This is a genomic window from Arthrobacter sp. NPDC058130 (assembly GCF_042884475.1).
In the GTDB taxonomy this organism is placed as follows: domain Bacteria; phylum Actinomycetota; class Actinomycetes; order Actinomycetales; family Micrococcaceae; genus Arthrobacter.
Map to the genome: position 1 here is coordinate 165,751 of NZ_JBHVTV010000007.1, position 16,152 is coordinate 181,902.

The following is a 16,152-nucleotide window of genomic DNA, read 5'->3' on the forward strand; positions in this document are numbered from 1 at the left end:
CACCCGCCGCTGCGGGTGCCATTAGTCGTTTAAGGAGGCGGCCGTCAGAGGACGGCGCGGGAGTTCGACGCCGGGCCCGCACTCTGCGGGTCCGGCGCCGGCGGGCTACTGCTTCGCAGCTGCCGCCGCCTTCGCCGCGGCCGGCAGGGCGTCGAAGATCCGGTTCATCGCGGCGTCGTCGTGCGCGGCGGAGAGGAACCAGGCTTCGAAGACCGACGGCGGCAGGTAGACCCCGGAGTCCAGCATGGAGTGGAAGAACGGGGCGTAGCGGAACACGTCCTGGCCCTGGGCGTCGTCGTAGTTGTGGACGCCCCGGGCACCCGTGCCGAACGCCACGGAGAACAGGTTGCCCGCGCGCTGGATGGAGTGGTCCACGCCGGCGGCATCGAGCGCGGAAGACAGCGCCGCGGAAAGCTCCAGGGAGCGGGCGTCCACGAACGAATACACCTCGGGTGTGGCGTGGGTGAGGGTCGCGACGCCGGCGGCCATGGCCACCGGGTTACCGGACAGTGTTCCGGCTTGGTAGACCGGGCCCACGGGCGCGAGGTATTCCATGACATCGGCGCGTCCGCCGAGTGCCGCCGTCGGCATGCCGCCGCCGATCACTTTCCCGAACGTCAAAAGGTCCGGAGCCCACGGTTCGGCGGTGTCGGCGGCGCCTCCGGTCAGGCCCCAGTAGCCGGCGTAGCCGGTGCGGAAGCCGGTCAGGACCTCGTCAAGGATCAGCAGGGCGCCGTGCTCGCGGGTGATCCGGGAAAGGCCGGCGTTGAAGCCGTCACCGGGGGTGACCACGCCCATGTTGGCGGGAGCGGCCTCGGTGATGACGGCGGCAATGCTGTCACCGTGCTTGGCGAAGGCGGCTTCGACGGCGTCGAGGTCGTTGTAGGGCAGCACGAGGGTTTCGGCGGCGGTGGCGGCCGTGACGCCGGCCGAACCGGGCAGCGCGAGGGTCGCCAGGCCGGAGCCCGCGGCGGCGAGGAGGCCGTCGAGGTGGCCGTGGTAGCAGCCGGCGAACTTGATGACCAGGTTCCGGCCGGTGAAACCGCGGGCCAGCCGGATGGCGGTCATGGTGGCTTCGGTGCCGGTGGAGACCATCCGGACGCGTTCGGCGGCCGGGACGCGGTCCTTGACGATGGCGGCGAGATTCGCCTCGTCAGGCGTGGACGCCCCGAAGGACAGTCCGCGGTCGACGGCGGCGTGCACCGCGGCGAGGACCTCCGGGTGGGCGTGTCCCAGCAGCGCCGGGCCCCAGGAGCAGACGAGGTCGACGTAGTCCACACCGTCGGCGTCGGTCAGGTAGGCGCCCTTGGCGGACACCATGAACCGCGGCGTCCCGCCCACGGAGCCGAAGGCGCGCACCGGCGAGTTCACGCCGCCGGGCATCAGCTGGCGGGCGCGGTCAAAGAGTTCCTCGTTGCGAGGCATGCTGGAAGTCATGGTTCCTATTCTTTCAGTTCGCTGGCCGGCTCGGTTCCCAACGGCTTCAACTGGCGGGCGAGCCGGCAGACGGCGCGGCCAGCAGCGCGGCGACGCGGGGCGCCACTTCGGTGCCGAACAGTTCGATGGAGCGCATCATGGCCGCGTGCGGCAGGGTGCCGTTGCTGTATTTGAGGTCAAACCGGTCCACGCCCAGGTTCTTCTTGAGCAGGGCGATCTTCGCGGCCACGGTTTCCGGCGAGCCCACGTACAGGGCCCCCTCGGGGGTGCACATCGCGTCGAACTCGCCCCGGCTCGCCGGGCCCCAGCCGCGTTCGGCCCCGATCCGGTTCCGCTGCTCGAGCCAGTGCGGGAAGAACTCCTCCCGGGCTTCCTCATCCGTGGCGGCGACGTGGCCGGGTGAATGCGTGGCCATCTGCTGCATCGGGTGGCCGTACTTGGCCATCGCCTCACGGTACAGGTTGGCCAGGGGCGCGAAGGACCTGGGCTGGCCGCCGATGATCGCGAAGATGATCGGGTAGCCGTACTCGGCGCACCGCAGCACCGACTCGGGGGTGCCGCCGACGCCGATCCAAGCCGGCAGGAGGTGGTGTTCCAGCGGCGGATAGACGCTCAGTCCGCCGATGGCCGGCCGGGTGCGGCCCTCCCAATGGACCGGTTTCTGCGCCCGGACCTTGTCGAAGAGCTCAAGTTTTTCCTCGAAGAGGACCTCGTAGTCGGCCAGGTCGAGGCCGAACAGCGGGAAGGATTCGATGAACGAGCCGCGGCCCAGCATGACCTCGGCCCGGCCGTTGGAGATGGCATCCACCGTGGCGAAGCGCTGGAAGACCCGGATCGGGTCATCGGAGCTGAGCACCGTCACGGCGGAACCGAGCCGGATGTGCTTGGTGCGGGCGGCCGCGGCGGCCAGGAAGACTTCCGGGGCGGATACCGCGAAGTCGCGGCGGTGGTGCTCCCCCACGGCGAAGGCGTGCAGGCCGACCTCTTCGGCCAGTTCGGCCTGTTCCAGGAGCTGCCGCAGGACCTGGGCGTGCGGGACGGGATGGCCGTCCGGGAAGACGCCGACGTCGCCGAAGGTGTTCAGGCCGAGAAGGATGCGGTTCGGTCCCACCGGGGCCGTAGGTGTGGAAACGGGAGTGGAGACCTGGGGCTCGGGGGGCGTGCTCACCGGGATTCCTTCAGCCAGCCGGCAAGCTCGCTGGCCCAGTACGTAAGCACCATGTTGGCGCCGGCGCGCTTGATGCCCAGGACGGACTCGGTGATCGCGGCCCGGCGGTCGATCCAGCCGTTGGCGGCGGCGGCCTCGATCATCGAGTACTCGCCGGAAATCTGGTAGGCGGCCACGGGAACCGGGCTCATGGCGGCGACGTCGGCGAGGATGTCCAGGTAGCTCATGGCCGGCTTCACCATGACCATATCGGCGCCTTCGGCCAGGTCCAGGTCCACCTCGAGGATGGCTTCCCGGCGGTTGGCGGCGTCCATCTGGTACGTGCGGCGGTCTCCGGTCAGCTGCGAGTCCACGGCCTCGCGGAACGGGCCGTAGAACGCGGAGGCGTACTTCGCGGCGTAGGCCACAATGGCGGTGTTGGCGTGCCCGGCGTCCTCGAGGGCCTCCCGGATCACGGCGACCTGGCCGTCCATCATGCCGGAGGGGCCCAGGACGTGGGCGCCGGCCTCGGCCTGCGCGACCGCCATCTGGCCGTAGATCTCCAAGGTGGCATCGTTGTCGACATAGCCGTTGGCGTCGAGGACACCGCAGTGGCCGTGGTCGGTGAATTCGTCGAGGCACACGTCGCTCATGACCACGAGTTCGTCGCCGACCTCGGCCCGGACGTCGCGGATGGCTTTGTTCAGCACGCCGTCCGGGTCCAGGGAGGCGGTGCCGCGCGCATCCCGGACCGCGGGGACACCGAAGAGCATGATGCCGCCGACGCCCAGCTGGACGGCCTCGGCCGCGGCACGCTTGAGTGAATCGGTGGTGTGCTGCTGCACGCCGGGCATCGAGGCAATCGGGTTGGGCTCCGTCAGGCCCTCGCGGATGAAGGCCGGCAGGATGAGCTCCGAGGCCGAGAGCCGGTGTTCGGCCGTCAGCCGGCGCATGGCCGGGGTGGTGCGGAGCCGGCGTGGCCGGTGGGTGGGGAAGCTCATATGGTGTCCTTTGCTGAGGGCTCTGCGACTGACGGATGAGGTGAAGGGGGCTGGTGGTCAAGGGACCGGACGACGGCGGCGACCAGTCCCGACGCCGTCGGCTCCTGGGCGACCGCGGCGACGGCGAGTCCGAGGGACTGCGCCTCGGCCGCCGTCGACCGCCCGATGGCGACGAAGCGGCACGTGCCGAGCGGGGCGAGTTCCGCCTGGATGCGGCGGGCGGCGCTGGGTGAGGCGGCGACGACGGCGTGCAGCCGGCCGGCACCGATTTCGGCTTTCGCCTCGGCCGCAGTGAGCACGGGTGCGTCCTCCCCTGCTGCACTGCTTTCCGCCACGGCCACCGGGCAGGCGGGCAGGGCACGGCGCGGGTCGGCCGGATAATCGACGGTGTTGTAGGCGGTGACGGCCTGGACGGAGGCGCCGCGGGCTTCCAGGCCTTTGCGGAGCCGCGGGTCGGCGATGTCCGCCTGGGGCAGGAGCACGCTGCCCTGGTTCTCGGGCCAGATGTCGAGCAAACCGGTTCCGGATTGCTGACCCCTCGGTGCAAGGTCGACGCTGATGCCCCGGGATTCCAGGACCCGGCGGGTCGCCGGGCCGATCGTGGCCACGAGGAGGCTGCCGGGCAGCCAGCTGCTGAGCGAGGTGCCGCGTTCGGCGGCTTTCGCCTCGAGGGCCTGGACGGTGGTCACACTGCTGATCACGAGCCATGTGTAGGCCCCGGCGCCGAGGGCGTCGAAGGCGACGTCGAGGGAGTGCTGGTCGCTGGCCTGCTCGAAGTCGATCAGCGGCAGGAGCAGGGGCTCGGCCCCGACACCGCGCAGGGCCGTGACGAGCTCCCCCGCGCGGTCCGGGCTGCGGGCAACCAGCACGCGGGCGCCGTCCGGCACCCTCATGCCTGCTGCCCGCCCGTGTGGTTGCGGTCGCTGTGCCGTCCCATGAAATGGTGGAATCCGCGGTTCAGGAGGCGGCCAGGTCCGCGATGTCGGCAGCGCCGCGGGCCAGCAGAACTTCCGCCAGTTCGATCCCGAGCAGCGTCGCCCCGACCTCGGTGAGCCCGTCGGTGGCCTTCTTGTCGCGGACGATTGCCGTGCCGTCGACCGCGCAGACCACGGCTTCGAGGTACAGCATGCTGCCCTTCCGGTAGGCGTAGGCCCCGACGGGGGCGGCGCATCCGGCTTCGAGCCGGGCCAGCAATGCGCGTTCGGCCGTGACGGCGAGGCGGGTGTCCAGATCGTCGAGCGCCGCGAGGGCCTGCGCCAGCACCCCTTGGGAGCCTTCCGCGGAACCGGACCTGCGGGGCGCGTCGGCGGTGCGGCACTCGATCGCCAGGGCACCCTGCCCGGCGGCGGGCAGCATGAGGTCGGTTTCGAGGTACTCGCTGACGGCGGCGAGCCGGCCGATCCGGTGCAGTCCGGCGGCGGCGAGCACGACGGCGTCGAGGTCGCAGGATTTGCCGTCGACGACGGCGTCCGTCGTGTTGCCCGGCAGTCCGGGGACGCGCCCGAGCCGGGTGTCCACGTTGCCGCGGATGTCCCGGATGTCCAGATCCGGACGTGCGGCGCGAAGCTGGGCCGCGCGGCGGGGAGAGCCGGTGCCGACGCTCGCACCGTTTGGCAGGTCGGCGAGCTTAAGCCCGTCGCGGGCGCACAGGACGTCGCGGACGTCGGCGCGTTTCGGCGTGGCCGCGAGGCTCAGGCCGAGGGCCGGACCGGTCGGGAGGTCCTTGAGCGAATGCACCGCGACGTCGCATTTGTCCTGCAGCAAGGCATCGCGCAGCGCGGCGACAAAGACGCCGGTGCCGCCCATCTGGGACAGCGAGCCCTTAAGGACATCGCCCTCGGTCCGGATGTGGACCAGTTCGACCGGGAACCCGCCGACGGCGGCGAGCTGGTCCGCGGTCTGCTGGGTCTGGGTCAGGGCCAGCTTGCTGGCGCGGGTACCGATCCGGACGGTCATGGGGTCCCCCGGCCCGCCGCGGTCGCAGCCGTGCCTTCAGCCGCGGGTGCGGCCGGGTAGGGAGCGTGGCCCGTCCCGACGGTGGTGTCGGCTCCGGCGATGGTGGGCTTTTCGCCGCGGAAGTTCGCGCAGCAGCCGGGGCGGCAGACGTCGTACCACGGGCCGAGGTCGGTCAGGTGCGGCCGCTCGGCGATGTTGTTCGCGGCGGTCCGCTCGCAGATCAGGTCCACGAGGCCGGCCACAAACTTGCTGTGCGTTCCGGGCGTGGGGACGCGGGTGGCAGCCAGGCCCAGTTTGGCGCAGGTCTCCAGCGCCTCGGTGTCCAGGTCCCAGACGACTTCCATGTGGTCGCTGACAAAGCCCAGCGGCACAATCACAATGCCCTTGACGCCCTGGCCGGCGAGCTCCTCGATGGCGTCATTGATGTCCGGTTCGAGCCACGGAACATGCGGGGCCCCGGAGCGGGACTGGTAGACGAGGGACCACGGCGCGGTCAGGCCCGTCCCGGCCTCCACCCGGCGGATGATCTCGCTCCCGTTGGCCAGGTGCTGCGCGGCGTAGGCGGAATCTTCCTCGAACTGGCGCGGCTCGCCCTCGGACCGCCCGGCGGCCTCGGCGTCGCGGGTCGGGATGGAGTGCGTCGCGAACAGGATGTGCACCGGAGCGTCAGGGGTGCCGGCCGCGGCGAGCTGGGCTCGGACTTCGGCGAGGCCGGTGGCGGTGCCCTCGATGAAGGGTTCCACGAAGCCGGGGTGGTCGAAGTACTGGCGCACCTTGTCGACCTCGAGCCTGCCGTCGAGGCCGGTTTCCGTCAGCGCCAGGCCGATGTCCTCGCGGTATTGGCGGCAGCTGGAGTAGCAGGAGTAGGCGCTCGTGGTGAGCATGAGGACCTTGCGGTGGCCGGCGTCGTAGATCTCCTGCAGGGTCTGCGGGATATACGGGTCCCAGTTGCGGTTGCCCCAGAACACGGGCAGCCCGATGCCGCGGGCGGCAAGTTCGGCCTCGAGGCCGGCCTTGAGTTCGCGGTTCTGTCCGTTGATGGGGCTGATGCCGCCGTTGGCCCGGTAGTGGTGCGAAACCTCTTCGAGCCGTTCGTCGGGGATGCCGCGGCCGCGGGTGACGTTGCGGAGGAACGGGATGACGTCCTCCTGGCCTTCAGGTCCGCCGAAGGAGGCGAGCAGGACGGCGTCGTACTCCTTGGGTGCCATCCGGCCGGCTTCGGTGACGGTGTTCACGGCGGTTACTGAGGCGGCGGATTCCTGGGGATCCAGCGGACTCATGCAAGGACCTCGGCAATCTCGGCGGCGGTGACGCGGCGGCCCGTGTAGAAGGGGATCTCTTCCCGGACATGGTGGCGGGCTTCGGTGGCGCGCAGGTGCCGCATCAGGTCCACGAGGTCCACGAGTTCGGGCGCTTCCAGTCCGAGGATCCATTCCCAGTCGCCCAGGGCGAAGGAGGAGACTGTGTTGGAGATGACTTGGGGGAAGTCGCGGCCCAGCATGCCGTGGTCGCGGAGCATGGCGCCGCGTTCGGCGTCCGGGAGGAGGTACCACTCGTAGGAGCGGACGAAGGGGTAGACGCAGAGCCACTCTGCGGGTTCCACGCCGCGGGAGAACGCCGGGGTGTGGTTCTTGGCGAACTCGGCCTCGCGGTGCACGCCCATGGCGGACCAGACGATCTCGGTGCCGGCGAACAGCTTGCTGCGCCGGATGTCCCGGACCGCCCGCTGCAGCGCTTCCGGCCGGGGGCCATGCAGCCAGACCATGATGTCCGCGTCCGCGCGCATGGCTGAAACGTCGTAGCTGCCGCGGTGGACAACGCCGGCGTCGGCGAGGCTCTTCATCAGGGATTCGAAGTCCTCGGCTGCGTCGGCGCCGCGCAGGACGTCCGCGGACCGCTTGAAAACGGTCCAGAGGGTGAAGAACTGCTCAGTTGAATCTTGGGGCGCCGATGCCCCGGCGACTGATTCTCCGGGGGCTGGCATTCCGGTTTTAGTGACAGATTCGGCAGAAGTGTGGCTCATGCATACCAGTTTGCCTCCTCTCCCCAGCTAAGTCGAAAAAAAGCACTTCTACGATCTGTAGAAGTGCTTTATTTCACACGGCGAGGGTACGCAGGAGGGGGCCGTCAGCTCCGCCGCATCCGAACGGCCGCAATGCCGGCTCCGAGCGAGACCGCCACCAGGCAGATGCCCCAGCCGATCAGCGGGGACGGCCCGTCGGGTTCCACTGCCGCAGTGGCCTGCAGGGAGGAATTTCCCGAATGACCCTTGACCGGGGTGTTCGCACTGGTCGATTCGGCTGTGGTTGAACCGGTTGAGGAGGGCCGCGCTGCGGCCGATTTCGACGCCGGGGAGCCGGGGCCGGCGGCCGGCGCAGCGGCTCCGGGCTGGGATTCGGACGCCTGCCCGGCGCCACTGCCGTCCTGGGCCGGCTCGCCGGAAGCCGGCAGGCCCGGAACGGATCCGGCCGCCGCGCCCGCGGCGGCCGCACCCGGCTCCGGGGCAGTGACAGGTATGCCGGGGCCCTGCGGCGCGGAAGGCTGTGCAGCTGTGGCGGACGGGGCGCCGGCCGGGGGAGCGCTGGTGCCCGGGGCCGTGGGGTCCGGAGTGCTGGGCTGGGGGCTGCTCGGTTCCGGGCTGGAGGACTCGGGGATCGTGGGTTCGGGACTGCTGTGCGAGGGCGGCTTCGACGGGGTGGCCTCCGACTTGGCCGACGGCGAGGAGCTCGGCGTCGTTGAGGAGCCCAGCAGGCTGTCCAGCACGTCATCCAGGCCGACGGTCAGCGAGCCCTGGGCCGCCGGCGGCGTTGCCACCGCCGGGGACAATCCCGTGGCCGCATGTGAAGCGGGAACCCCTGCGGTCGCAGCCAGTACCGCCCCGAGTGCGGCTGCTGCCGCGCCGCGTCGGAGGCCCCTATGGCCTCTGGTCTTCGTTGTCGACACCTTGGACCTGAAAATAACCATGGTCATCGAGCCTAGCCGGAATCCACTGGGAGGGAAAACCGGCCAAAAACCGCGGAATACCGGCAGGAAACCCGCGGGGGTGGAGGGGTTCAGGGTGCCCCTGGAGCCGCTGTGAGTCCTGTGACTGAGGGTGCGCCAGGGGCCGGCGGGACCGCCTTCGCGGCCGCCAATTTCAGGACAACAGGCTTCTGACCTGCGACGGAGTGTCTGCCACGATCGCGGCCAGGCCGTTGCCCGACAGCCATCCGCCCACCACGGCAAGCGTGCCGTCCGCGGCGCAGATACTCCGGACAGCCGCGACGCGTTGTTTGTGGCCGAGCGACGCAAACGGCAGCGCCCCGGCCCAGCGGACCACGTCCCAGCCCTCCACATCCCCGGCGCTGACCGGAACGCCCAGCAGCGCCGAGGCGTCAGCCAGCGCGGCACGGAACAGTTCCTCGTCCGAGCGCGGCGTTGGGGCCACTCCCCCGCCGCCGGACCCGCCCCGCCCGTAGGAGAGCCGAAGCACATGCCTTCCGGGGCCGGTCTGCTCGGCCAGCCAGGCCCACTTGGCGGTGGCGTGCGTCAGCGCCTTGGCCTGCAGGCCCGGGCTCTGCGGCGCCACAAGGACCCCGGTGCCACGCGGTGCCGCGTCCAGGGCCGGAAGATCCACCACGAGGGTGACCAGGCTGACATCGGGTCCGGCATCGGGGCGAAGACGCCCAAGTTCCGGCAGGGATTCGGCAAGCAGCCCGACGGCGGCAGGACCGTCGAGCGCAACCACCAGGAGCCCGGCGTCGAACGTGGCCTCATCCGTGGTGACCTTCCAGCCGCCGGCGCCGCGCTCCACGGACCGGGCGGGCGTGCCGCTGAGCAGGGTGACGCCGCGCTGGCGCAGATCGGCCAGCAGGGCGGCCACGAGGGTGTGCATTCCGCCGCGCAGGCCGGCGACGGCGGAGCCGGCCTTCTGGAGCCCGGCGGACCCGGCCTTCTGCAGCCCGCCCCGTCCACCCACAGCAGCCGCGCCACCCACAGGAGCCGGCCCACCAGTGCCGGCCTTCGCTCCCCGGCGCTGCGCCGCGACGGCGGCGGCGAGGGAACCGTGCTGGCGGATGCCGGCCCGCAGCCCGGGGGCCACCATGTCGACGTCGAGCACTGCGGGATCGGCCGAGTGGACCCCGCCGACCACCGGCGCGACGAGCCGGTCCAGCACCCGCCTGCCCATCCGGCGGCGGACCAGCTCGGACACGCTCGTGGCCCCGGCACCGGTGCCCAGCGAGGCCGGGAGCACGGCGTCGACGGAGGCGCGGAGGGAACCCAGCAGGCCCAGTGACCGGCGGACTTCCGGGTCCCACGGGCTGGCCGGGATGCCCAGCACCCCTGTCTTAGGCAGTTCCCGCGGACCGTCGGGCAGCTGGACCCAGGCGCCGCCGGGGTTCGGCGCGACGATCTCGCCGGCAATCCCAAGCTCCGCTGCCAGATCGGCTACCGCGGAGGTACGGGTGGCAAAAGACTCCGCCCCGCTGTCCAGCGTCAAGCCGGCCACCGCATGGCTGCCCACGCAGCCGCCCCAGCGCTCACCGGCTTCCAGGACGGTGGTGCGGACGCCGGCGCGGGCGAATTCCCTGGCCGCCAGCAGGCCGGAGATCCCGCCCCCGATCACGACGGCCGTCCGCTCCGTGGGCGTCCCGGCCGCGCCTGCCTCCACGCCCTTACTCCGGAGCGATGGAGTGGATGAGTTCGACCACGCGCGTCAGCACCTCGGGATCCGTCTCCGGCGGCACCCCGTGGCCGAGGTTCAGCACGTGCCCGGGCGCCGCGGAACCGGCCGCGATCACGTCGCGGACGTGCGCTTCGAGGATCTCCCACGGCGCCGAGAGCAGCGCCGGGTCGATGTTGCCCTGCAGCGGAACGGTGCCGCCGAGGCGTCGGTTGGCTTCGTCCAGCGGCAGCCGGTAGTCCACCCCCACGACGTCGACGCCGACGTCGCGCATCGCGACGAGCAGTTCCGAGGTGCCGGTGCCGAAGTGGATCAGCGGCGCGCCGAGGTGGCGGACATGGTCCAGGGCACGGGACGACGCCGGCGCAACGAAGCGCTGGTAGTCGGCCAGTCCCAGCGAACCGGCCCAGGAGTCGAAGAGCTGCGCGGCTGAGGCCCCGGCTTCCAGCTGGGCGCGGAGGAACATGCCGGAGGTGTCGGCCGCCCAGTTGGCCAGCGCGGCCCAGGTTTCCGGATCGGCGTGCATCATGGTGCGCGGGCCGAGGTGGTCGCGGGACGGCTTGCCTTCCACCATGTAGGCCGCGAGGGTAAAGGGCGCGCCAGCGAAGCCGATCAGGGGAGTGCTCCCGAGCTGGGCCACCGTCAGCCGGACGGCTTCGCGGATGGGCTCCAGGGCCTCCCAGGTCAGCCGCGGCAGGGCGGCGACGTCGGCGGCCGTGCGGACCGGCACGTCCAGGACGGGGCCCACGCCGGGCACGATGTCCACGCCGACGCCGGCCAGCTTGAGCGGGATGACAATGTCCGAGAAGAAGATGGCGGCATCGACGTCGTGGCGGCGGACCGGCTGCAGCGTGATCTCGGACGCCAGTTCCGGGCGCAGGCACGAGTCCAGCATCGCCACGCCCTCGCGGACCTTGAGGTATTCGGGCAGCGAGCGGCCGGCCTGGCGCATGAACCAGACGGGCCGGCGGGAAGGCTTGCCGCCGCGGTAGGCGGTGATCAGCGGCGAATCCGCCGTGCGTCCGTCCATCAGCGGGTGAGCGGCATCGAGGCCGCCGGCGCCACCGGCGAGGGCGTCCTCAGTGGCAGCATTGTCGGCTGCGCCGTCCTCGGACGTACTGAAATTTGTCGTGCCGGCACGTGCCGCAGCGCTTGGAGTCATGACTTCGATTGTGCCCAAATTTGTGGCCAAAAGATAACGACAGCCTGTCACGCAGGCTGCCCGGGCCGGCGGCGTGGCAGGAATCACAGGCCAGCGTGCCTGAGCCCACGCCCGGACAGTTGTTCTACACGGGCACGAAAAAGCTATGATGGTGATGCTGTGGTTCTTTTTTCATTGGTGGCTACTCACGCCGACATCGACCTCGAAACCGTTGCTCAGTTGAGCACCGGCGCTTCAGGGCTCGCCACATCCGCCCTCGCCGGATCGCCGGCCGTGGCGGGTGCCGTTGTCCTTGCCACCTGCAACCGCCTGGAAATCTACGGCGAGGCCCCTCATCCCGACGCGGTCGCCGCGGCCCGGGCGGCCCTCATCTCGCAGATCAGCGGAGCCAGCGGACTCAACGACCAGATCGTCTCCCGCGCCTTCAGCACCCGGACCGGCGCCGAGGTCAGCCAGCACCTCTTTGCGGTCAGTTCGGGACTCGACTCCGCTGTGGTCGGCGAACGCGAAATTGCCGGGCAGGTCCGCCGCGCCCTGATCATCGCCCAGCACGAGGGCACCGCCAGCTCCGGCCTGGTCCGGTTGTTCCAGGCTGCCTCCAAAACAGCCAAGGACGTCGGCGCCCAGACGGCGCTGGGTTCGCGCGGCCTCTCCATCGTTTCCGTGGCGCTGGATCTGGCCACGGACCTCTCGGAAAACCCCGACTGGTCCGCCAAGAAGGCCGTCGTCTTCGGCACCGGCGCCTACGCCGGAGCCACCATGTCGCTGCTGCGCGAACGCGGCTGCACCGACGTCCATGTCTATTCCTCCTCCGGCCGCGCCGCCGGCTTCGTCGCCACCCGGGGCGGCAATGCCCTGGACGAGGACACGCTTCCGGCCGCCGTTGCCGCGGCCGACGTCATGATCGGCTGCAGCGGCTCCGACAGCCGGGTCGAAGCGGACGAGCTCGCCCGGATCCGGGCCCACTCGCCCCAGCCGCTCATCGCGATCGACCTCGCCCTGACCCATGACTTCGACCCCGCCGTGGGAGACCTCGACGGCGTCGAACTCCTCACGCTGGAATCCGTCCGTCTCGCAGCACCGCAGGAACAGGCGGAGTCGCTCGAACAGGCCAGCAGCATTGTGTCCGGGGCGGCCAGCGCCTTCGAACAGGAGCGCGAGTCCCGGTCCGTGGACACGGCGATCGTCGCCCTGCGCCGCCACACGATGAACGTCCTGGACGCGGAAATGGAAAAGGTCCGCGCCCGGCACGGCTGCACCGCCGCCGCCGAGGAAGTCGAATTCGCCCTGCGCCGCATGGTGAAGCAGCTGCTGCACGTCCCCACTGTCCGGGCCCGCGAGCTGGCCTCCAACGGTCAGCAGGACGCCTACGTAGCCGCTCTTGAGGCGCTGTACGGCATCACGGTGGAGCCCTCCGCCGGCGCAACGGCCGCCGGCGCTCCCGGTTCCGCGGCCGCGTGCCCCGTGGACCATAACGTTGTGGACCCCGGTGCCGGGGGCCACGGCTCTGGCGGCCACATCCCTGGCGCCGGCCACATCCCGGGCGCCGGGGACATCCGCGAAACCGCGTAGCCGGTACCTGCGCGGTTTGACCCCGCCCACGGTGTTTTCGCGCGTTGCCTGGCCTACCCTGGGAAAGCGTTGATCCCGGTCATTTCGGCCGACACCTGCCACAGCCGTGCGGCGGCCTCACGGTCCACGGCATGGGCATCCACGCCCCTGATCCTGGCTTCGGGTGATCCCGGCACAGTCGGTTCGGCGATCTCGCAGTCCTCGCAGTAGACCCCGCCCGTTCCCTCGAGCGCCGGCGCCGTCGCTGCCCAGACTGAGGTGGCGGCCCCCTGCGCAGGTGTCTTGAACCGAGGGTCGAGCTTGCCGTGCTCGTCCATCCAGCCCGCCGCGATCATCTCCTCGCGCGGCAGATGGCGCTGCAGCTCTGTCATGATTCCGCCGGGATGCACCGCGAAGGCGCGCACACCGAAGTCCCTGCCCAGGGCATCGAGCTGGACGGCGAAGAGCGCGTTGGCCGTCTTGGCCTGGCCGTAGGCCCGCCATTTGTCGTAGCCGGCGTCAAAGTTGATGTCGTCGAAGCGGATCGCGGAGAGCTTGTGGCCGGTGGAGGACAGCGAGACCACGCGGGCCCCCGGCGCGGCGGCGAGTGCCGGCCACAGCAGGTTGGTGAGGGCAAAGTGGCCCAGGTGGTTGGTGGCGAACTGCGCTTCCCAGCCGGGACCCACCCTGTGCTCCGGGCTCGCCATGATGGCGGCATTGTTGATGAGGATGTCCAGGCTGCGGCCCGTGCCGGGCGCCGCGCCAGCCAGGAAGCCGGCGGCGAACTCCTTCACACTGTCCTGGTCCGCCAGATCCAGTTCGGCAACTTCCAGTTCGGCGACGCCGACGTCCCCACCACGGGTCTCCGGCGTCAGCCCTGCCGCCGCAAGAACGTCGCGGGCGTGCTCCGGCCGCCGGGCCGGCACCACAACGGCAGCGCCGGCGGAGGCCAGGGCGCGAACGGTCTCCAGGCCCAGCCCCGAGTAGCCGCCCGTGACGATCGCGGTCTTCCCGGTCAGGTCGATGCCGGCAACGACCTCGGCCGCCGTCGAATCCCGGCCAAAGCCGGAGCCAATCTTCCGCTGGGGCGTCACGGCAGATTCTTCAACGGCAGGTTCGTTGCTGTTTTCCTGGCTCATGACCTCAGTACACCGGTTTCCCGGGTTCCACGTCGCGCACCCAGGCAAGGATGCCGCCGTCGAGGTGGCTGACGCGCTCGTACCCGGCAGCGCGGGCTGCGGACAGGACGGCGGCGGACCGTGTTCCAGCCTTGCAGTGGAAGACGATATCGGCATCCTGCGGCAGTTCCTGCCACGCCTCCCCGGCAAGGATGCGGCCCTGCGGGATCAGCACTGAGCCGTCAATGCGGACAATCTCGTACTCCCCTTGCTCCCGCACGTCCACGAGCTGGAAGTCCTTGAGCCCGGCCTTGCGCGAGGCCAGCATGGTGGCAAGCTGGGTTGCCGTCACAGTGTGCTCGGTACCGGCATCCGCCGCTGGGGTGATCCCGCAGAACGCCTCGTAATCGGTCAGTTCCGTGATGCGCTCGGCCACAGGGTCCCGGGCCACCTTGATCTCGCGCCAGGTTCCGCCCAGCGCGTCATAGAGCGCCAGCCTGCCCAGCAGGGACCGGCCGACGCCGGTGATCAGTTTGACTGCCTCGGTGACCATCAGCGCTCCGACGGCGGCGCACAGCATGCCGAACACGCCGCCTTCGCCGCAGGACGGCACGGACCCAGCCGGCGGCGCCTCCGGGTAGAGGTCCCGGTACGTGGGCCCGAACTGCTCCCAGAAGACGCTGACCTGGCCGTCGAAGCGGAAGATCGATCCCCAGACATAGGGCTTGCCGAGGATGGCGGCGGCATCGTTGACGAGGTAGCGGGTGGCAAAGTTGTCGGCGCCGTCGAGGATGAGGTCATATTCGGCGAAGAGTTCCAGTGCGTTGGACGCGTCGAGGCGGACGTTGTGCAGCCGGACGTCGACGAGCGGGTTCAGGGCCGCGATGGCATCGCGGGCGGACTCGATTTTGGGCCGGCCCACGTCTGCGACGCCGTGGATGATCTGCCGCTGCAGGTTGCTGAGATCGACGTCGTCGTCGTCAACGATGCCCAGCGTACCGACGCCGGCGGCCGCGAGATACAGCAGAGCCGGGGAGCCAAGGCCGCCGGCCCCGATCACCAGGACCTTCGCGTTCTTGAGGCGTCGCTGGCCGATCGCGCCAATCTCGGGAATGATCAGGTGGCGCGAATAGCGTTCCACCTCCGCGGGACTGAGGTCCGCTGCCGGGTCAACCAGCGGTCCAGGCCGCGGATCCAGCTGTTTCTGGGGCGTTGCGGGGGCACCGGTGGCGGTGAACTTGGAAGCCATACTTCAATCTATGCCCGAAGATACCGCCAGGTCATATTACCCGCGCGTAAAGTGTAGTTGAATGCAGTGCACAGCAGTTGAGTGCTTTTCAGTTGGGTGCTTTTCAGTTGAGTGCACAGCGGGCAAGTGGATGTAGAGGGAAAGAAGGCCGACAGTGGTTCATCAGGCACCGGTGGAGCGGGACGAGACCGGCAAGCCGCCGGCCGGGCAGACGCGGAGCGGACAGCGCTCGGCACGCCTTCCCCGTGATGAACGCCGGGCGCAGTTGCTGGCGGCAGCGCATGAGGTCTTCGTGGCAAACGGCTACCACGGGGCCGCCATGGACGAGATCGCCGAGACCGCCCATGTCAGCAAGCCGGTGCTGTACCAGCACTTCCCGTCCAAGCGGGACCTTTACCTGGCCCTGCTGGACAGCCACCTGAGCAAGCTGATCGACCTCCTGCTGGGCGCCCTGAATTCCACCACGGACAATGACGAACGCGTCCAGGCGGTCATGCGCGCGTACTTCCGCTTCATCGCCCACGACGACCAGGCGCACCGGCTCGTCTTCGAGTCGGACCTGATCAACGATCCCGACGTCAGTGCCCGGCTGGAGGCCTTCAACAAGACCTTTGCCGACGCCGTCGCTCGCGTCATCGCCGAGGACACCAAGCTGCCGGAACTTGAGTCCCAGCTTTTGGGCCGCGGCCTGGCCGGATTGGCGCAGGTGAGTGCCCGGTACTGGCTGGAAACGGACGGAAACCTGGACCTCGATGTGGCCAGTGACCTGATCTACCGTTTAGCTTGGCGCGGAATCTCCCGCTTCCCGAAAGAGACCTAGAGTACAACTAGAGATTGACCTTAGACATTTATTCGGTTTTGACTGGCT

General features: G+C 70.1%; 14 protein-coding genes. 2 read left to right on the forward strand and 12 right to left on the reverse strand.

Translation table 11 applies throughout. From position 1 onward, the window contains the following. Nucleotides 1-105: 105 nt before the first annotated feature. From hemL to hemE, 10 genes are all read right to left on the reverse strand, one after another. The gene (hemL, locus tag ACFVTM_RS13835) at nt 106-1,437 is read right to left on the reverse strand and encodes a glutamate-1-semialdehyde 2,1-aminomutase (RefSeq protein WP_390204033.1); all 1,332 of its coding nucleotides are present in this window, start codon (nt 1,435-1,437) and stop codon (nt 106-108) included. A gap of 46 nt (nt 1,438-1,483) precedes the next feature. Further along, nucleotides 1,484-2,605, reverse strand: a complete 1,122-nt coding sequence (locus ACFVTM_RS13840) for an LLM class flavin-dependent oxidoreductase (protein ID WP_390204034.1) — start codon at nt 2,603-2,605, stop codon at nt 1,484-1,486. Continuing rightward, entirely contained in the window at nt 2,602-3,585 is a 984-nt protein-coding gene (gene hemB / locus ACFVTM_RS13845) for a porphobilinogen synthase (protein WP_390204035.1), read from the reverse strand. Before hemB ends, ACFVTM_RS13840 begins: the two co-directional genes overlap by 4 nt. Next, nucleotides 3,582-4,478, reverse strand: coding sequence for a uroporphyrinogen-III synthase (locus ACFVTM_RS13850; protein ID WP_390204036.1), 897 nt, complete (start codon nt 4,476-4,478; stop codon nt 3,582-3,584). Before ACFVTM_RS13850 ends, hemB begins: the two co-directional genes overlap by 4 nt. Nucleotides 4,479-4,542: 64 nt before the next feature. Continuing rightward, entirely contained in the window at nt 4,543-5,541 is a 999-nt protein-coding gene (gene hemC / locus ACFVTM_RS13855) for a hydroxymethylbilane synthase (RefSeq protein ID WP_390204037.1), read from the reverse strand. Next, the gene (locus ACFVTM_RS13860) at nt 5,538-6,821 is read right to left on the reverse strand and encodes a ferrochelatase (protein ID WP_390204038.1); all 1,284 of its coding nucleotides are present in this window, start codon (nt 6,819-6,821) and stop codon (nt 5,538-5,540) included. The genes hemC and ACFVTM_RS13860 overlap by 4 nt, the downstream gene beginning before the upstream one ends. Next, nucleotides 6,818-7,564 carry a hydrogen peroxide-dependent heme synthase gene (gene hemQ, locus ACFVTM_RS13865; RefSeq protein ID WP_390204039.1) on the reverse strand — a complete coding sequence of 249 codons (747 nt, stop codon included), beginning with the start codon at nt 7,562-7,564 and terminating at the stop codon, nt 6,818-6,820. Before hemQ ends, ACFVTM_RS13860 begins: the two co-directional genes overlap by 4 nt. Before the next feature lie 104 nt (nt 7,565-7,668). Next, on the reverse strand, nt 7,669-8,355 hold the full coding sequence (locus ACFVTM_RS13870; RefSeq protein WP_390204040.1) for a hypothetical protein: 687 nt from the start codon (nt 8,353-8,355) through the stop codon (nt 7,669-7,671). A gap of 322 nt (nt 8,356-8,677) precedes the next feature. Beyond that, complete coding sequence (gene hemG, locus ACFVTM_RS13875) at nt 8,678-10,192, reverse strand: protoporphyrinogen oxidase (RefSeq protein WP_390204041.1); 1,515 nt, start codon at nt 10,190-10,192, stop codon at nt 8,678-8,680. Between the two features lie 4 nt (nt 10,193-10,196). After that, nucleotides 10,197-11,366: a uroporphyrinogen decarboxylase gene (gene hemE / locus ACFVTM_RS13880; protein WP_390204042.1), complete on the reverse strand. Its 1,170-nt coding sequence runs from the start codon at nt 11,364-11,366 to the stop codon at nt 10,197-10,199. Between the two features lie 159 nt (nt 11,367-11,525). Here hemE and ACFVTM_RS13885 point away from each other — a divergent pair, with 159 nt between their 5' ends. Continuing rightward, on the forward strand, nt 11,526-12,938 hold the full coding sequence (locus ACFVTM_RS13885; protein WP_390204043.1) for a glutamyl-tRNA reductase: 1,413 nt from the start codon (nt 11,526-11,528) through the stop codon (nt 12,936-12,938). Between the two features lie 53 nt (nt 12,939-12,991). Here ACFVTM_RS13885 and ACFVTM_RS13890 read toward each other — a convergent pair whose 3' ends face one another. Beyond that, nucleotides 12,992-14,011: an SDR family NAD(P)-dependent oxidoreductase gene (locus ACFVTM_RS13890; protein ID WP_390204044.1), complete on the reverse strand. Its 1,020-nt coding sequence runs from the start codon at nt 14,009-14,011 to the stop codon at nt 12,992-12,994. Nucleotides 14,012-14,060: 49 nt separating this feature from the next. Further along, on the reverse strand, nt 14,061-15,284 hold the full coding sequence (moeB, locus tag ACFVTM_RS13895) for a molybdopterin-synthase adenylyltransferase MoeB (RefSeq protein ID WP_390204045.1): 1,224 nt from the start codon (nt 15,282-15,284) through the stop codon (nt 14,061-14,063). A 172-nt stretch (nt 15,285-15,456) separates the two neighbouring features. On the opposite strand from moeB, the gene ACFVTM_RS13900 reads away from it, so the two are divergent. Then, complete coding sequence (locus tag ACFVTM_RS13900) at nt 15,457-16,104, forward strand: TetR/AcrR family transcriptional regulator (protein WP_390204094.1); 648 nt, start codon at nt 15,457-15,459, stop codon at nt 16,102-16,104. The last annotated feature ends 48 nt before the right edge of the window (nt 16,105-16,152 follow it).

Coding starts and splice junctions, on each gene's coding strand:
- moeB (WP_390204045.1), bottom strand. CDS start 15,284: ATGGCTTCCAAGTTCACCGCCACCGGTGCCCCCGCAACGCCCCAGAAA.
- hemQ (WP_390204039.1), bottom strand. CDS start 7,564: ATGAGCCACACTTCTGCCGAATCTGTCACTAAAACCGGAATGCCAGCC.
- ACFVTM_RS13860 (WP_390204038.1), bottom strand. CDS start 6,821: ATGAGTCCGCTGGATCCCCAGGAATCCGCCGCCTCAGTAACCGCCGTG.
- ACFVTM_RS13850 (WP_390204036.1), bottom strand. CDS start 4,478: ATGAGGGTGCCGGACGGCGCCCGCGTGCTGGTTGCCCGCAGCCCGGAC.
- hemL (WP_390204033.1), bottom strand. CDS start 1,437: ATGACTTCCAGCATGCCTCGCAACGAGGAACTCTTTGACCGCGCCCGC.
- hemC (WP_390204037.1), bottom strand. CDS start 5,541: ATGACCGTCCGGATCGGTACCCGCGCCAGCAAGCTGGCCCTGACCCAG.
- hemE (WP_390204042.1), bottom strand. CDS start 11,366: ATGACTCCAAGCGCTGCGGCACGTGCCGGCACGACAAATTTCAGTACG.
- hemB (WP_390204035.1), bottom strand. CDS start 3,585: ATGAGCTTCCCCACCCACCGGCCACGCCGGCTCCGCACCACCCCGGCC.